Raw genomic sequence first — 15,444 nt, 5'->3', positions numbered from 1 at the left:
CGAAGGCTATCCTCTTCCTCGAACCGATTAGTTCGCGCTTTCCGCCACCGTGACAGAGATCGCAGAAGCATTGTCAGGTGTATGATAGATGCTGTGCGTCTGCACCTTATAGTCTGCCGCCTTTGCCTGCAGGATATTGGGCACCCATGTTTGCGGGTTGCGGTTGATGAGCGGGAACCAACTGCTCTGCACCTGCACTGCGATCCTGTGACCTTTCTTGAACACATGCGAGGCATAGTGCAGGTCGATGTCATAGCCAAGCACTGCTCCTGGTTCCAGGGGCTCTGGATTTTCGTAACTCTTGTAATAACGGCCCCGGAACACGTCATTGGCGATCATCCTTTGCCGTCCGCGCAGTTCGGCCGGGGTCTGCTCGTCGGCGGGATATACATCGAGCAGTTTGACCACCCAGTCCGCGTCGTTGCCGGTCGTGCTGGCGAACAGCTTTGCCGCCACGTCGCCGGAAATGGTGACGTCGGCAGGCAGCGGATCGCTCTCCCAGAACAGCACGTCGTTGCGACTGGCAAAGGAAGACTGGTCATCCGCAAGCCAGGTCGACCAGGTCGAGCCCTTGGTCATGAACGGCTTGATATCGGAGCGCTCGCGATAGGGGACCGGGTTCGCCGGGTCGGAAACAAAGGTGGCTGCGGGTGCCTCGCCCGCCTGTGGCGGTTCAAAGGACAATTTCCCTCCCGACCTGAGATAGAGATTGCGCGAGACGGCCTTTTCCCTGATCGGCCAGGAGGCGAGCCTCTGCCACTGGTTGCTGCCGGTCTCGAAGACCAACGCCTCCGGCTGGTCGAGCGTCCCCTCACCTTTCAGCCAATATTGGAACCACGGCAGTTCCACCTCTGAACGGAAATAGGTGCCGGTCGCTGACCCCAGTTCGAACGGGCCGTAGCTTGCGCCCTCTCCCCTCCAGCCGCCATGGTTCCAAGGCCCGACGACCAGGTAGTTCAGCCCGTCCTCGTCACCCTTTTCCTGATTCTTGTAGATTTCCAGCGGGCCGTAGAAATCTTCCTGGTCATACCACCCCGCGACGATCAGATTGGGCACCGCGACCTTTGCCGGCATCATGTGCGAAGGGCGCGATCGCTTCCAGTAATCGTCATAATCCTTGTGCTCGACAAAATTCTGCCAGCTCGGCACCTTGCGGCCCAGATGCTGTTCGTCCAGCGTGGCAAGATCGCTTTGCCGCAGATACCAATCATAGCCATCCTCGCTGCCGAACTGAAAGGGCTTCATCGTCTTGCCATCGGATTCAAGCGCGGTCACCCAGGACCAGGCGTAGTCCAGCCGAAACGCGCCATTGTGCGCAAAGTCGTCGCCGATAAACATGTCCTCGGGTGATGCCTGCGACGAGACCGCCTTCAGCGCCGGATGCGGATCGATGGTCGCCATGGCCGCGGTCCAGCCGCCATAGGAAACCCCCATGACCGCAGCCTTGCCGTTGTTCTCCGGAAGGTTTCTGACCAGCCAGTCGATCGAGTCATAGGTGTCGGTGGATTCGTCGATGCCGCCGGCCGTGCTCTTGCGCGGGCGCAGCGTGACATATTCCCCTTCCGAACTGAAACGGCCACGGATATCCTGGAAGACGAAAATATAGCCATCTGCTGCCAGATAGCCGTACGAACCGCCCTGCTGCAGTGCATCGGCAATTCTCTCTTTGCTGAAGCCATAGGGGGAGCGCATCATGATGATCGGAAGTTCGGCGTCTGAAGGGGCAGGGCGCCATATCTGGGCGTGCAGCCGAACCCCGTCACGCATCGGGATCATCACATCCTCGCCGGCGTAATCCTCGCTGGCAAACGTGGCTGGTGCCGCCTGTTCGGTCGCAGGTGCTGCCGCACTGGCCGCGAGAAGCGGCGCGAGGGAAGCGAAAGACAAGGCGAGAGCGGCGGCGACCGTTGCGACAAGCCGGAAGAATGGATTTCCCGCCAGCCGATGTCTCAGAAAATTCATTTTACCTCTCCGTTGCCTGTTTGAATATCTCTACCTTTGTATCATTCGGTTCGTGCATCCGCATCGCCATCCGCCGCCGCCTTGGACCCATGCCGTCAATCGGCGGCTACCGAGGATGAGGACAGGCGCTGCGCACGATAGAGCTTCACGATGCCCAGCGTCATCAGCGGCAGAATGTAGACGGTGATGAATATATAGGCGAGCGCGGTATAGCCGCTGGCAATGAGCGCGATCAGGCCAAAGCGGTCCGCCACGAAAATGCAACCCACGAGGATCAGCGCCGCGATACCGATGCGGGCACCGGTGCCAAGCCCGGCATCACGCCGCGCCACCAGCACATGGTCGATGCGTTCGTTGATCGAGTGAATGGCACCGACACCGCTTTCCAGAAGCGCGGTGAAAATCATCAGTTGAAAGGCGAGCTGGAACAGCGGACTGTTCAGCCTTTCGAGCATGACATTGGATGGGAGGGTCTCGGTCTCGATGCCGGGAAAAAAGGCGATCATGCAGATGAAGAACATGATCGCTGGCCACATCGCCAGCGGCCCCGCAACCAGTCCGGCGATTACCGCGTCGCGGCGGCTGGTGAGATGGCGGAGTAGTGGCAGAATGACGACCGCACCGACGACATTATAGCTGGCATAGGTCAGTCCGCCGAGTGCCCAGCCGTCTCCGGAACCGGCGACCGCGAAATGACCGGCGATCCGTTCGCCAAAACTGGTGAAGGCGAGAACCATGAAAATGACATAGACAAGATAGATAAACGGGGTCGCGAACTTGAAAAGCCGCTCCACCGACGCGTTGCCGAGCGCGGTGGCGGCAATGATCGCGAGCGCCAGCGCGATCGAGCCGGCGACTACCGGTATATCGAACATCGCCGCGCCAATTTCACCCGCGGCGGCGCCGAAAACGGCGACGACCAGAATGATGAAGAGCACATAGGCGATTTCGAACACAACCCATCCGCGCCCGAGCAGGGCGGCGAAGAAACTGCGATAGTCAAAAGCCTGAAAGGCCTGGGCAAAAGCGAAGGTCGCGGCGCAGATCAGGCTCCACAGGGCCATCGCCAGCACCATGCCCGCGAGACCGCCCCACGGGCCGCTGACCAGAAAAAATTCCGCCAGCTCGCGCCCGGTGGCATAGCCGCCGCCGATGACAAAGCCCTTGAATGCGAAGCCGGGAAGCAGAAAGCGCTGGAAAAAGCTTGCCTTTGTGCCTTCTGCCCCGGCGTCCATCACTCGTCACCCAGGCAGGAGGCAACCAGGGCTTCAAAAGCCGGGCCCTTGCGGATCGGATCGGCGACCGGAAGGCCAAGCCGTTCGCTTTCCCTGGCCATCAGTTCCTCGGCCTGTTCGGCGGATAGATCCGATGTGTTGAAGGCGATACCGCCACAGCGTATATCCGGATTTGTGCGTTTGCCGAGCATGATGGTAAGCGCAATCACTTCCTCGATCGTTGGCAGCGGAAAGTCGGGCAGTCCAAGAATGGTCTTTCGCCCCGGCTGATGGCAGACGACAAATACATCGGGCTGGCTACCGTGCAAAAGCCCGAGCGATACGGCGGCATAGGCGGGATGATAAAGCGAGCCCTGACCCTCGATCACATCCCAGTGGTCGTCGGTCGCGTCCGGGCTGAGCATCTCCGCCGCCCCCGCTTCGAAATCAGAAATGACCGCGTCCATCGGCATGCCCCCGCCCGAAATCATGATACCGGTCTGACCCGTAGCACGAAAATCGCAATTGATACCGCGTTCTTTGAACGCCTGTGCAATGGCCAATGTTGCATATTTTTTCCCGAGCGCGCAGTCGGTTCCGACAGCCAGCAACCGTTTCCCGCTGCGCTTGCGACCGGTACCCACTGGAATGTTCCTGGGAGGGACGCGTACATCAATCAGTTTTTGCCCTGATCGGGCTGCCGCCTCACGCAGCACAGGCGAATCCTTCAGACGCATGTGCAAGCCGCTGATGATGCTCAGACCGGAATCCAGCGCTTCGACCAGCGCGGCTGTCCAGCTTTCGGGAATGACCCCGCCGGGGTTGGCGACGCCGATGACCATCGACCGTGCGCCGGCAGCTTTCGCCTCTGCCGGAGTCATTGCTCGAAGGCCGGCGCTGACCGCATCCGGGGAGCATGCATATTCGCCGACACACATGTCCCGGGCCCAGTCGCGAAGGCCAAAGGCGGTCTTGGCGTAGCCGGGTTCTGTCGTGTCCCCGAGAAACACGAGATATGGCTGCGGCAGCACCGGCAGAATATGGTCCGCGAACGGCGAGGGGGCATTCATGATATTGGGTTCCTAGAAAAAGCCGATACCGGCGTGGATCACTTCCATGTATCGCGCAGCAGGCGCTGGAAATTGCCGCCGAGCACGGCCTTGATATTCTGTGCAGAATAGTTGCGCCGGAGCAGCTCCTCGGCGAGATCGAACATCTTGAGCGGATGGTCGAAGCCATCGACGTCAATCTTGTCGCGGAAGGCATAGCTGCCCTTGTAGGCGGCGCGAAGCATCTTGTTCTGCTTGGGCTTCATGTCATCATAGCCGTAAAGATCGGAGTCCGACCCGATACCGACATGCTCGATCGCCGTCAGCTTGACGACATGATCGATATGGTCGGCGATATGGGTGATATTGGTCGGATCGGTCTTGCTGACAAACTGGCGGACGCCGGCAATTCCCATCACTCCGCCCTTGTCGCCCAGCGCCTTGATCGCCTCGTCGGTCTTGCTGCGGACATGGCCGGAAATGGCCCGGCAATTGCTGTGCGTGAACGCGATCGGGACCGGAGACAGATTGACCGCGTCGAGCGTGGTCTGATCGCCGCTGTGAGATACGTCGACCAGCATGCCGACCTCGCTCATGGCCTTGATGATGCTGACCCCAAAGTCGCTGACGCCACCGTCCACACGCTCCGTGCTGCCCGAGCCCAGCCTGTTCTGGCTGTTATAGGTGAGCTGCGAACATCGCTGTCCGAGATCGTAGAAGGTTTTGACGTCTTCTGCTGTCCGGAAATGGTCGGCATTTTGCACACCCATGATGACGCCGATCCGGCCGGTCGCCTTGGCATGCTCGAGCTGCGCCATCGTGCCGATCAATGCAAAGACATCCGGGCTCCGGCCCGCATAGCCCTGCCAGTTGGCAAAATAACTAAGGGCATGTGTGTAGGCATCGGGCCCGCCCAGCCCGAAGGCATTGTGAAAGCCGGTTATACCGCTGGCCTTGTAGTCGGCGATCGCCTGCGCGCTCGGCGGTTTCGTGTTGGCATCGGGGGAAAAATCCATGTGGAGCGGCGCCAGCATGTCAATGACCAGGGTTTCGCCGACGATGTCCATCGCATGCTTGGAATATGTGCGGGAGCTGGCAGCGCTCAGGCTGTAATAGCCAAAACTGACCATGGGAAATGCCAGAGCTGCGCCGCCGGCGCCTGCCACAAATGATCGCCGGGTAACTCGAGTCTGTTTGCCCATCTGATTTCCCCTGAATGTCCTATCCTAGACAGGACATTAATTATCTATTTAGAGAAATGTCAACGAGTTTCTGGAATATTGCAGGTGCGGAACCACATTACGTCCATGATTCAACTGCCGTGCAATCCCCACAATCCGGCGGGGCACCAGATATTGCCATCGGCATATTCCACAGCTGGGCTGCGGTCCGCGCGCAGAAAGGTCGGGCCGTCGAGATCGACCACATCGCACAATTGCCCGACAATGAAGGACGGGGCCATGGACAGGCTGCTCCCCATCATGTTGCCGACCATGACACCGAGCCCAAGCTGCTTGGCACGCCGGGCAATGGCCAGCCCCTCGGTAAGTCCGCCACATTTGTCGAGCTTGATATTGATGACGTCAAAGCGCCCGACCATGGCGTCCACATCTTCCAGCGACAACGCGCTCTCGTCCGCGGCAAAGGGCATGCGCCGTTCAAAGCCGTCAAGGTCGCTTTCCCGCCCACGGGCCAAGGGTTGCTCCAGCAATTGCACACCATTCTCGAGCAGCACCTCCACCAGCGCTGCAAGGCCGTCGATCCCGTAGCCCTGGTTGGCATCGACGCCGATCCAGCAATCCGGGCGCACGGCGCGCACTTCGGCGACCCGGGCAAAGTCAGTTTCCGCCTCGCCGGTCAGCTTTAGTTTCAGCGCCCTGAAATCGGTGAGCGCGGCCGCTTTCTCTGCCATGACGGCCGGCTCCTGCGCGCCCAGCGTGATGGTTGTGAGCAGGGGCTGCGGCTCGGCCGCAAGCCCGGCGATCTCCCAGACCGCCGTTCCGCTGGCCTTGGCCTCGAGCTCCCACCAGGCGCAGTCCAGCGCATTGCGGGCACCACCATGGGGCAGCAGGAGCTGCAATTCCGAGCGGGTGGCTCCGGCTTCGATTGCTTGCCTGACCCGTTCGATTTCGGCGAGCATCTTTTCCGTATCGTCCCCCAGATAATAGGCGCCGGCCGCTTCGCCGCGACCGACATGGGTGCCGTCTGACAAGCTTACCAATACCACCTCGGTCTCGGTAAACAGGTGCCCCGAAATGCGAAACGGCTCACGAAACGGAAATGTCTCGGTGGAGACATCAAGGGTCAGTTGTCCAGTCATCAGATAGTCTTTCTGTGGGGAAGGCCGGTCAGTCGGTTATTTGTCTGCTGCAACGGGCTCGAACAGCAGGTCATGATAATCGTAGCTGAAGTCGGCAATGGGTGAGACCGCCTTCATCGTCACGCGCTCCACCGCACCGTCGGCATCGAGCGAGAATGTTACCGCCGCCGGCTCGATCGTCTTGTCGGTGAGGCGGGTGACGAAACTGTCATACTGATGATGTTCGAGCCGTCCGTTCATGCGCGGCGTTGACGTAAAATCAATGGTCAGGCCCTGCTTGTCGCGGCCGACAATGATCTTGCCATACCACGGGTCGACATATTCTCCGACATAGGCATCGAGCGCCAGAGACGGCCCGACTTTGGCGGGTTTTGCTTGCGCAGACTGCAGCATAGCAAGCCCCTTTTCGACGCGGTCCCGTCGCAGGGCGGACCATTTTTCCGGCCAGTCCGCCTTCGGCGCGCCGAGATAGTGATCGAGCAACTCATACATCATACCGAGCAGAACCTGCCCGTCCTCCGAATTGATCATGATCGCAAAGCCGACATCCTGGCCGGGTATCATCGCGACAATGGTCTGGAACCCGAATACCGCCCCGCCGTGGGATATGATCTTCACGCCGCGATAGTCACTGACATCCCAGCCAAGCGCATAGGTGCTGAAATTGGGCTTGGTCGCGGCCAGTTCGGGGGCGGGATCCCGAATCGGCATCAGCACCACCGGTGTCCACATTTCCTTTGATGCCTGTTCGCTGAACAGGCGATCGCCATTGGGCATCTTGCCATGAGCCAGCTGAATTTTCAGCCATGTCGCCATGTCGCGGGCGCTGACGGCCAGACCGCCAGCCGGCGCCGCTGTCCGGCCCAGTTCGTCGCGCTCGTCCAGCATCTCCTGATTGCCGGCACCGCGCAGGCCGCCATCAAGCCTCGCATGCGGAAAGGCCCGGTTGTCAGCAGAAAAGCGCGGTTCGCTCGCGGCGGTGCTGTCGCGCATGCCTGCCTTCGCGAATATATGCTCGGCGGTATATTCTTCCCATGTCTGGCCGGTGACCTCCTCGATCAGCTGGCCGGCGACCATGTAAAGGATGTTGTCATAGGCATAGCCGTAGCGAAAGCTTGTGGCCGGCTTGATATGGGCGAGGCGCCGGACCGATTCCTTTCGCGTCAGGTTGGTGCGCGGCACGAACAGAAGGTCGCCCGCGCCCAGCCCCAGGCCGCTGCGATGGACCAGCAGGTCGCGGACCGTCATCTCCCGCGTGACATAAGGATCATACATCCGGAACCACGGCAGATGGTCGATCACCTTGTCGTCCCAGCCAATTTTTCCCTGGTCCACAAGCAGGGCGAGCCCCGCGACCGTGACAGCCTTGCCGGTCGAACCGGTTGGGAAGATGGTCGCCTCATCAACCGGCTTTGTACCGCCCAGCTTGCGAGTTCCGTAACCCTTGACCAGCGTGGCTTCGCCCTGCTCGACAATCGCGATGGCCATGCCGGGGACGCCGGCCTTCTGGCGAACCACCTCCATCCGCGCGTCAAAATTTTCGGGTGGTTGTGCGAGGACGGAGACAGAAAGCGGCAAGGAGAATACGAATGCCACGACATATTTCAACAGCCGGTAATCATTGCTCATGGTCTCAACCCCCTATAGCGGCCTCTTTCAGAATGAAAAAGCGGCACTCAGAACTTAATTGAATAATTTGTAGCCCAGAATGAGAATTATTCCAAATCAGAAAATTGCTATTTTTGTGCGGTATACCTTGCCTGTGCTGCAAAATGAGGCGCTGTTGCGATACACTGGGGCAGGGAAGATCGACACCATCGGGTCGGAGAAATAGGAACCGGGGTGGTGCGCGATGCGATCTGGTGCGAACGGGCTTCAGATCAAATACCGCTGCTAGGCGGCGTGGACAAATTTGAGCCTAGGCCCTGCCCTCGGGCAGATCGATCCCGTCCTGCTGCACCGCGCCGACTTTCGAGGCGAGATAAAGCGCCGTGCCCACAACAATCATAATTCCGGTGTAAAATACGGAGTTCGCATCAAGCTGCAAAAGCAACCACACGACGTAGCCGGTCGCGACCGGTATTATGATGGCCCAGCGAAAGCCCATCGTCTCACGCAAGCCTGCATCATTGCGCCGCCACATGACGATGAGCGACCCAATCGTCATGAGAAAGGCGAGCTGTTCGACACTAACAAGCAGCTCCGCGAGCAGCTCAAAAGTACCGGACAGAGCAAGAGCGGCGACGAACGCTCCAAAGAAGCCGATAGCAACAACCGGCGATTTGAAGCGGGGCGACACATAGGCGAAGACATGTGGTAAAAGTCCGCGCCGCCCCATCCCGAACAAGATGCGCGGTGCTAGGAAAAACAGGTTGAGGCCGAGGGTCGCGGTGGAGAAGATCGCTGCGACACTGACCAACAATGCGCCGGTTGGTCCGAGCAAACTGGTCCCCATCGCTGCGAGCGGAATGTCCGCCTGCGAGGCATCGGGGGCAGAGGCCGAATATACCAGCTGGACGAGCGCGTAGAACGCTGCGACCATCGCCAGATTGGCGAACAGCGCGCGCATCAACGTTTTGCGCGGGTTCGTTGCCTCACCGGCGGCGTTCACCGCCATGTCGCACCCCGAAAAGGCGAACGCGAGCAGGAGCGCAACGGACTCGAACGCGCTGAACGTTGGGAGCGTGATGTCGGTGGGGATGCCGTTCTGCGTTAGGCCGACAGCGATCAGGATCAGGATTGGCGTCAGTTTGAGGACGGTGCCCACGGCGATCGCCTCAATCGCCCGCACCGTGCCGCTGGCGCTGATCGCGAAAAAGGTGACTGCGGCAAACGTCATCGTCGCAAGGCGAATGACAGGATCGTCAAATACCGGGAACACTGCCGCCAGATACGACACCATCACATGCAGGCTGGCTGACGCGCCCGCCATGCTGCCTGCGACCGCAAACCAGCCCACCTGAAAGCCTACCGCGGGACCAAAGGCGTGCTGCGCATAAAGCTGCGCCCCGCCCGATTGCCGAAAGACGGTCGAAAGTTTGGCAGTGACGGCCAGCATGGTCCCGTAAAGGCAGGCGAACAGCAAGATTGCGATGGGCGAGAAACTCCCGGCCGCTGCAAAGAGCAGTGCGGGAAGAGCGAAAATGCCTGAACCGACGACCCCGTTGAGGCTGGTCAGGATGGCTCCGCCCATGCCGACCACGCGCGGTGGTTTCTCATCGTATGAAATTGTCTGTCCCCCCGGCAGCTGTTCTGGCGGGTATGCATCATCGATACGCGCCGTGCAAGGTTGCCGATATTTGGATATTGAGCTTCGAAGAACGGCTCTAGGCGGCGTCGACAAATTGGTTGACGCGAGACTCGGCGATTGATTCAAGGCTTCCTTTTGGAGGCGGGCTTGAGCCGGGGTGATCTGAGCGAAGCGGACTGGCGTGTTTTGAAGGGTTTGTTGCCGATCGATGCGGCAAACCGAGGGCGTGGACGACGGCCAGAAGAGAACCATTCGATTATCAACGGCATACTCTGGCGGCTTCGCTGCGGCACGCCCTGGCGCGATGTTCCGCCCAAGTACGGCAATTGGAACACGATCTATCGGCGGTTCAGGCGGTGGAGCGAAGCTGGGGTCTGGGAGGCAGTGTCGGTCACCCGTCCTGTCGCTGGATCGGCGGTCGATTATGCTCCAGCCGGAGCACGACACCCCGGCCGGAATCTCATTACGAGTTGGCGTCTTCGATGAGAGTAAGTTTACCGTTTTTCGTTTCATGAAAAACATGAACGTCAGGATCACGGCCAGTCCTATGTGGGATAAATTGGTCTACAAATTCGACGCTATAGGTGTCGCACAGATTGGCTATAAGGTTCGCCAGTCGCGTCCGATCATTCCAGTTGAGTTTGATGAAACCGCGTATCATATGTAATATCAGAGGCTTGTAAGGTTATCGTGCTTTAATGAGAGTGAGGTGCCTGTTGACCGGCGAGATAGTTTTCCGTCCGTCAAATCGGATTGATTGCTACGGTATATGGTGTTCGCATTGTAAGGTCTGGTTGCCGGGGGAGGGAGGGGGCATCAAGATTGACCAACTCTGCTGACTTCATCCGGCCGGAACGGACAGCTCCCCCTCCCTCCACCAACTTAAGGTTTCGGCTCTCCCATTTTTCCTGCCACAACGCCGACGGCCACAACGGCCAGCAGAAAAAAACTGATCAGGGACCAGCCGGGATATGCGCAGGGCTCCGATGGACGGCTGGGTGAGGACTTTGTCGAGGTCAAGACCATAACGTCCTTCAAGGCCAATGACCAAGTGGAGGTCAAAGCCAGCGGCAATTTCAGCAAGCTACTGGTGGTGAAGATCAATCAGGATTTCGAGCTGTCCTGCCGGATGATCTCCAGGAAAGATCTGCCCAAGGCCAAAGGCGGCAACGAACAATGCCCGCCATCTATCCCCTGTCACCTTTATCTCGACCAATGCATTCAAGAACCGTGTCCCAAATCTTGTTCTTGCCCCAAAAGCGTAACTTTATCTGTTGAAGACCCTTCATCTCCAGCACGGTTGTATTACCGAATTCCCTACTTTCCCAAGCAAGCATGACCTCTTCAGGCCGATCAGGTTGCCGATAGACCCACGGCTTTCCAATATTGTTATTCTCGATCACACAGCGCTCGACGTCGAACAAATTCAAAGATACCTCCGCAGTGAACTCCGGCTTTTTTGCGCGATTTTCGCCAATTCTGTCTGCTTGTGCCGCAGTAGCAAGGCAGGCTAATACTATTCCGCAAAAGACTCTTTTCATATGATTACTCCTGACGTGACAAACCCCCTATCTAACTGAAAAAAAAATTGGCGCCATAAGAACAAATTTGGCCGCCAAAGCCATGAGGCTGGTGAACTAATCGAAGAGATGGGTAGATGGCGGAAATCGTGATTAGAGGTTCAGCAGACTGACGTCGCTCACAGGAAACCGGTAAAATTCGATCCCCCGATCAAGGCCGTCGACCAGATCAACCGGAACGCCCTGATAGTGGAGCGGCTCAGGTCCCAGCGCACGTTTCGCGTTCGAACCCAAGGTTTGACCGACGCAAATTTTCGAAAGCGGCACGCCTCGCCGCTCGCACGCATCGACAACGGATCTGATCAGGAAAGTTACTTCACCCGGTGAATGTCCCAACATTTCCAAGAAAAGGGGTTCCGGCATCGGTGAGCTTGCGAGTACACTCGAAACTCCTTCCGCAATTTCGTCCAATCGCGCCATGAGGTAGGCGTAAGTTAGAGCCAGTGGGGTGTCAACGATACGTTTCACCCGTAAACCATTGTCAGCCTTGCGGTTTTGGTGTTAGCAAACGCCATGGCCATTCCAGACTATCAATCTCTGATGCTTCCTGTTCTGCAGTTGTCTGCGGAGGGCGAAACCAAGGTCCCGATCGCCGCCGAGAAAATCGCAGATGGCCTTGGATTAGCGCAAGAGGAGCGCGACGAGATGCTCCCGAGCGGGAAACAGCGCTTGCTTCACAACAGGATCCACTGGGCCAAGTTCTACATGAGCAAGGCTGGCCTGATTGATACGCCCAAGCGTGGTTTCTTTGTTGCGAGTGAAGCAGGCCATAAGCTTTTGGCCAGTTCTCCAACGCGCATAGACAATGAAACGTTGAAAAGGATTCCTGAGTTTCTGGAGTTCTATCAGTCCAGTGGTAGTGCCGCTTCCACGAATGAAAAACCGGCCGCAAAAGCCGCTGCCGATGCCGACGTTACGCCGGAAGAGCAGGTCGATGCCGCTCAAGCCGTACTGAACAAAATATTGCGCGCCGAAATCTTGGAACGGATACGCGAAAACACTCCAACATTCTTCGAGCGAGTGATCGTCGATCTCCTAGTTGGCATGGGTTACGGTGGTTCACACGAAAAAGCGGCTCTGCGTCTGGGAAGAAGCGGAGACAGCGGGATCGATGGGGTGATTGACGAAGACCGCCTGGGCCTCGACAGAATATATGTGCAGGCAGGGCCAGTGTCGCGATGATTGGTTTATCCATGTTGATTTCCTTTTGATTGGGCAAAAAAAAGCGCCCTGGAGGGCGCTGCGATTGGTGCTTGTTGGGGGTTCGTCAGCTGCGGCACAGGTCCAGTAGCTCGGCGTCGGTCTCGGGATGATCCTGGACAAACAACGTGATGCCGAAACCATCATCGCTCATTATGAACACGGCTTCAAACCAGCCGCCGTGATCCTCGATCCATTCCCAGGAAGGGGTGAAAGCGGGATCGCCGAAGCGTGCACCATCCACAGGATTGACCAGCAGTGACCACCCGCGTTCGTGTTCCGCATCCGCCGTCGTGTCTCCAGGCTGGATGATGAGGAAGTGCGTCAGGTCGCTCAGGTCGATGCCTTCCCAGGTGTTGGTCAGTTGGTCGAACCGCTCGGTCAGCAGGGATCGCAGCTGGTTGTCGGCGAGCAGTTCGATGGTGCTTTTGACCGCCGCTGCGGTGCGAAGTGAGATCATAGCGAATTCCTTTCAGGCATGAAAAAGGCCCCAGGAAATTGATCCGGAGGCCTAGGTTGGTGGAAGGAGATGGCAACTTAGCTTCTCCATATAAGATACCGCTATTTGCGCGAAGTTATAGAATGGATTGGGGCACAATTTGCCTCCGCACGTAGCCGAGCAGGCAAGTGCTAGATTCCGAAAATCTGATACATTGTATCGCTGGTATTGACAGCAATGAAGAAACGCCAGATATCAAGTGAACTTTTGAAGTGCGGTGGAAATGACGTTTGCAATTGAAAAACCACGTTATTGCTTGGAATATTCTATGAGAAAAGAAAATCACGTACTAAATCCACCAGAATTGGCCGAAGCCAAGAAATTAATTCAAAAGATCAAAGCCAGCATTTATACCCTTAAAAAGCTGTGCGGAGCAGCTTGGGCTAAAGTTGCAGTTCCGACCAACTTCGGTGAGCGTTTAATGGCTTCATTGGGTAACGAGGATCCAAAGTTTGTTGTGCTGGAAGAAAAAACTAGCGCCAATGCCCTGCAATATATTGTCAAAGGTGGATATTGATGATCGTAAGCGCATTGGCACTAATGTTGGGTAGTGGAGCAGACTTTATCAGGCTTTCCTCGCCTGTTGTCGTAACAAAAGAATATTGCGACACCTCCTGCCAGGTTCGCAGATATGCAGATGAAGTGGACAGGGAGATGGCTCGCAAGCGTTCCTCACCGAAAAAGAAAACGTATGCACAACCTCTGCCGCCACAGATGCCACCCTTTGCGGCCAAGCAGTCGCAGAGCTGGATCATTAAGGCGCTACCAGAAGAACACACCTGCGAGGCATTTGCGGATTACATTGGAGGTACTAGATTTACCTTGGCCTTTGATTCTAAGAAGAGCGAATATTTTTCTTTCTTAAGCAACAAAAAGTGGCAGTCATTAGAGAAAGATAAAAAATATTCGTTAAGTTACATTGTCGGTGACATAACATGGACTGACAATGAAACATTAGCTGTTCAAGGCAGTCGAGGAGGGCTTGAACTAAAGTCTAATTTTGATGAGGACTTTGGGCGTCAATTGATGCCAGCATCGCATGTAGTCATAAGGTACGATAATCAGGTACTTGAAACACTGTCGCTAAACGGCACATCCAAATCTCTACCAGCCTTGGTTCGCTGCTCACAAGAAGCATATCGTAACGCAAAGATTGATCCGTTTGCGAAGTAACGGAGCTTTGGCTGTCAGGATTTGTTGCAATGACCTTCTCCTGACTAATGATTCATCGATATTGTGTTGTCTTTTCCTGATTACAGGAGGCGATTATGTTGGGTCCGGATGATGGCGAGTGGGTCGATTGGGGTGAGATAGAGCAGCAAATCCGGTACGAGGAATGGGGCGCGAAATACCCCAACGCCGATCAGTCCCTGATACTGATCTTCGGAGGCCAATGACTCCGTGGAGTTCAAAGCCAGCGGGATTTTCAGTAAGCTGCTCGTGGTGAAGATCAATCAGGCATTCGACTATCCTGTCGGGTGATCTCCAGGAAACCGGTAAAATTCGATCCCCCGATCAAGGCCGTCGACCAGATCAACCGGAACGCCCTGATAGTGGAGCGGCCCAGGCCCCATCGCGCGTTTCGCGTTCGAACCCAAGATTTGACCGACGCAAATACTCGAAAGTGGCACGCCTCGCCGTTTGGACGCATCGACAACGGATCTGATCAGGAAAGTTACTTCACCCGGTGAATGTCCCATCATTTCCAAAAACAGTGGTTCCGGCATCGGTGAGCTTGCGAGTAAAGGTTCTGCCGGATTGCTTAAGTCCACACCCTAACTTTGCTTCAATTACGACCTGATAACCGCTACCCGCCGTGATTATATCCATGCTCAAATCACGGGAACGGCCTCTGGCGAAGATCTATGACTTTTACCGCTAGACGGTGAATTGTAAGTAACATATTGAAATTAGCAGAAATTTGTTCAATATAATACTGACTAAAGAAATCAGAGAGTAGTGCATTAAATGACCAAAGACAAGCAACCCGCACCGAGAAAATTTCTCAAAGACCTCGGGTTTTTATTCAACGTAAAACCTGCTCAACGAGATCGGAGGTTCTTGAAGCTTCTAACTGTCCCCCGTCAGCATTCAATAGACAGACTGGCTGCATGAAATAAGTGAGTGTTTTGGTTTCATTGCAGTGACTGTAAGGAACGGAAATGAAACCAAAACACTCAAAAGCCCCCGCGCAAGCGGTGGTCAAAGATATCCGCAGAGCGACCCGCAAACAGTATAGCGCGGAAGAGAAGATCAGGATCGTGCTGGAAGGCCTGCGCGGCGATGACAGTATCGCTGAGCTGTGTCGCAAGGAAGGTATCGCGCAGGGCGTATATTACAAATGGTCGAAGGATTTTATGGAGGCTGGCA

General features: G+C 56.6%; 15 protein-coding genes. 5 read left to right on the top strand and 10 right to left on the bottom strand.

Features of this window, described 5'->3' with window-relative positions; all coding sequences use genetic code 11:
* Positions 1 to 27: 27 nt before the first annotated feature.
* The 7 genes from V7650_RS09560 to V7650_RS09530 form a co-directional block, all read right to left on the bottom strand.
* The gene (locus V7650_RS09560) at positions 28 to 1,962 is read right to left on the bottom strand and encodes a CocE/NonD family hydrolase (protein WP_335656015.1); all 1,935 of its coding nucleotides are present in this window, start codon (positions 1,960 to 1,962) and stop codon (positions 28 to 30) included.
* Between the two features lie 95 nt (positions 1,963 to 2,057).
* Positions 2,058 to 3,197 carry a YkvI family membrane protein gene (locus V7650_RS09555; protein ID WP_335656014.1) on the bottom strand — a complete coding sequence of 380 codons (1,140 nt, stop codon included), beginning with the start codon at positions 3,195 to 3,197 and terminating at the stop codon, positions 2,058 to 2,060.
* Positions 3,197 to 4,246, bottom strand: a complete 1,050-nt coding sequence (locus tag V7650_RS09550; RefSeq protein ID WP_335656013.1) for a DUF1611 domain-containing protein — start codon at positions 4,244 to 4,246, stop codon at positions 3,197 to 3,199. The genes V7650_RS09555 and V7650_RS09550 overlap by 1 nt, the downstream gene beginning before the upstream one ends.
* Positions 4,247 to 4,284: 38 nt before the next feature.
* Positions 4,285 to 5,427 carry a dipeptidase gene (locus tag V7650_RS09545; RefSeq protein ID WP_335656012.1) on the bottom strand — a complete coding sequence of 381 codons (1,143 nt, stop codon included), beginning with the start codon at positions 5,425 to 5,427 and terminating at the stop codon, positions 4,285 to 4,287.
* Between the two features lie 110 nt (positions 5,428 to 5,537).
* Positions 5,538 to 6,545 carry a dipeptide epimerase gene (locus V7650_RS09540; RefSeq protein ID WP_335656011.1) on the bottom strand — a complete coding sequence of 336 codons (1,008 nt, stop codon included), beginning with the start codon at positions 6,543 to 6,545 and terminating at the stop codon, positions 5,538 to 5,540.
* 36 nt (positions 6,546 to 6,581) lie between these two features.
* Entirely contained in the window at positions 6,582 to 8,174 is a 1,593-nt protein-coding gene (locus V7650_RS09535; protein WP_335656010.1) for a serine hydrolase, read from the bottom strand.
* A 289-nt stretch (positions 8,175 to 8,463) separates the two neighbouring features.
* The gene (locus V7650_RS09530; RefSeq protein WP_335656009.1) at positions 8,464 to 9,738 is read right to left on the bottom strand and encodes an APC family permease; all 1,275 of its coding nucleotides are present in this window, start codon (positions 9,736 to 9,738) and stop codon (positions 8,464 to 8,466) included.
* Positions 9,739 to 9,912: 174 nt separating this feature from the next.
* On the opposite strand from V7650_RS09530, the gene V7650_RS18215 reads away from it, so the two are divergent.
* Positions 9,913 to 10,281 carry a transposase gene (locus V7650_RS18215; RefSeq protein WP_442955281.1) on the top strand — a complete coding sequence of 123 codons (369 nt, stop codon included), beginning with the start codon at positions 9,913 to 9,915 and terminating at the stop codon, positions 10,279 to 10,281.
* Positions 10,282 to 10,982: 701 nt separating this feature from the next.
* On the opposite strand, the gene V7650_RS09520 is transcribed toward V7650_RS18215, so the two are convergent.
* Both V7650_RS09520 and V7650_RS09515 read right to left on the bottom strand, forming a co-directional pair.
* The gene (locus V7650_RS09520) at positions 10,983 to 11,336 is read right to left on the bottom strand and encodes a hypothetical protein (RefSeq protein WP_335656007.1); all 354 of its coding nucleotides are present in this window, start codon (positions 11,334 to 11,336) and stop codon (positions 10,983 to 10,985) included.
* Between the two features lie 132 nt (positions 11,337 to 11,468).
* Positions 11,469 to 11,843, bottom strand: coding sequence for a hypothetical protein (locus tag V7650_RS09515; RefSeq protein WP_335656006.1), 375 nt, complete (start codon positions 11,841 to 11,843; stop codon positions 11,469 to 11,471).
* Positions 11,844 to 11,888: 45 nt separating this feature from the next.
* Between V7650_RS09515 and V7650_RS09510 the strand changes: the two genes are divergently transcribed.
* Positions 11,889 to 12,557: a winged helix-turn-helix domain-containing protein gene (locus tag V7650_RS09510; protein WP_335656005.1), complete on the top strand. Its 669-nt coding sequence runs from the start codon at positions 11,889 to 11,891 to the stop codon at positions 12,555 to 12,557.
* A gap of 85 nt (positions 12,558 to 12,642) precedes the next feature.
* On the opposite strand, the gene V7650_RS09505 is transcribed toward V7650_RS09510, so the two are convergent.
* Positions 12,643 to 13,035 carry a hypothetical protein gene (locus tag V7650_RS09505; RefSeq protein ID WP_335656004.1) on the bottom strand — a complete coding sequence of 131 codons (393 nt, stop codon included), beginning with the start codon at positions 13,033 to 13,035 and terminating at the stop codon, positions 12,643 to 12,645.
* Between the two features lie 262 nt (positions 13,036 to 13,297).
* Here V7650_RS09505 and V7650_RS09500 point away from each other — a divergent pair, with 262 nt between their 5' ends.
* The 3 genes from V7650_RS09500 to V7650_RS09490 all read left to right on the top strand — a co-directional run.
* Positions 13,298 to 13,591 carry a hypothetical protein gene (locus V7650_RS09500; protein WP_335656003.1) on the top strand — a complete coding sequence of 98 codons (294 nt, stop codon included), beginning with the start codon at positions 13,298 to 13,300 and terminating at the stop codon, positions 13,589 to 13,591.
* Complete coding sequence (locus V7650_RS09495; protein ID WP_335656002.1) at positions 13,591 to 14,247, top strand: hypothetical protein; 657 nt, start codon at positions 13,591 to 13,593, stop codon at positions 14,245 to 14,247. Before V7650_RS09500 ends, V7650_RS09495 begins: the two co-directional genes overlap by 1 nt.
* A gap of 989 nt (positions 14,248 to 15,236) precedes the next feature.
* Positions 15,237 to 15,444 (top strand): transposase (locus tag V7650_RS09490; protein WP_335656001.1); only part of this gene is annotated, 208 nt, incomplete at its 3' end.

It is taken from the genome of Parasphingorhabdus sp., assembly GCF_036964565.1.
GTDB lineage: Bacteria > Pseudomonadota > Alphaproteobacteria > Sphingomonadales > Sphingomonadaceae > Parasphingorhabdus.
This window is presented reverse-complemented; position numbering and strand designations above follow the sequence as displayed.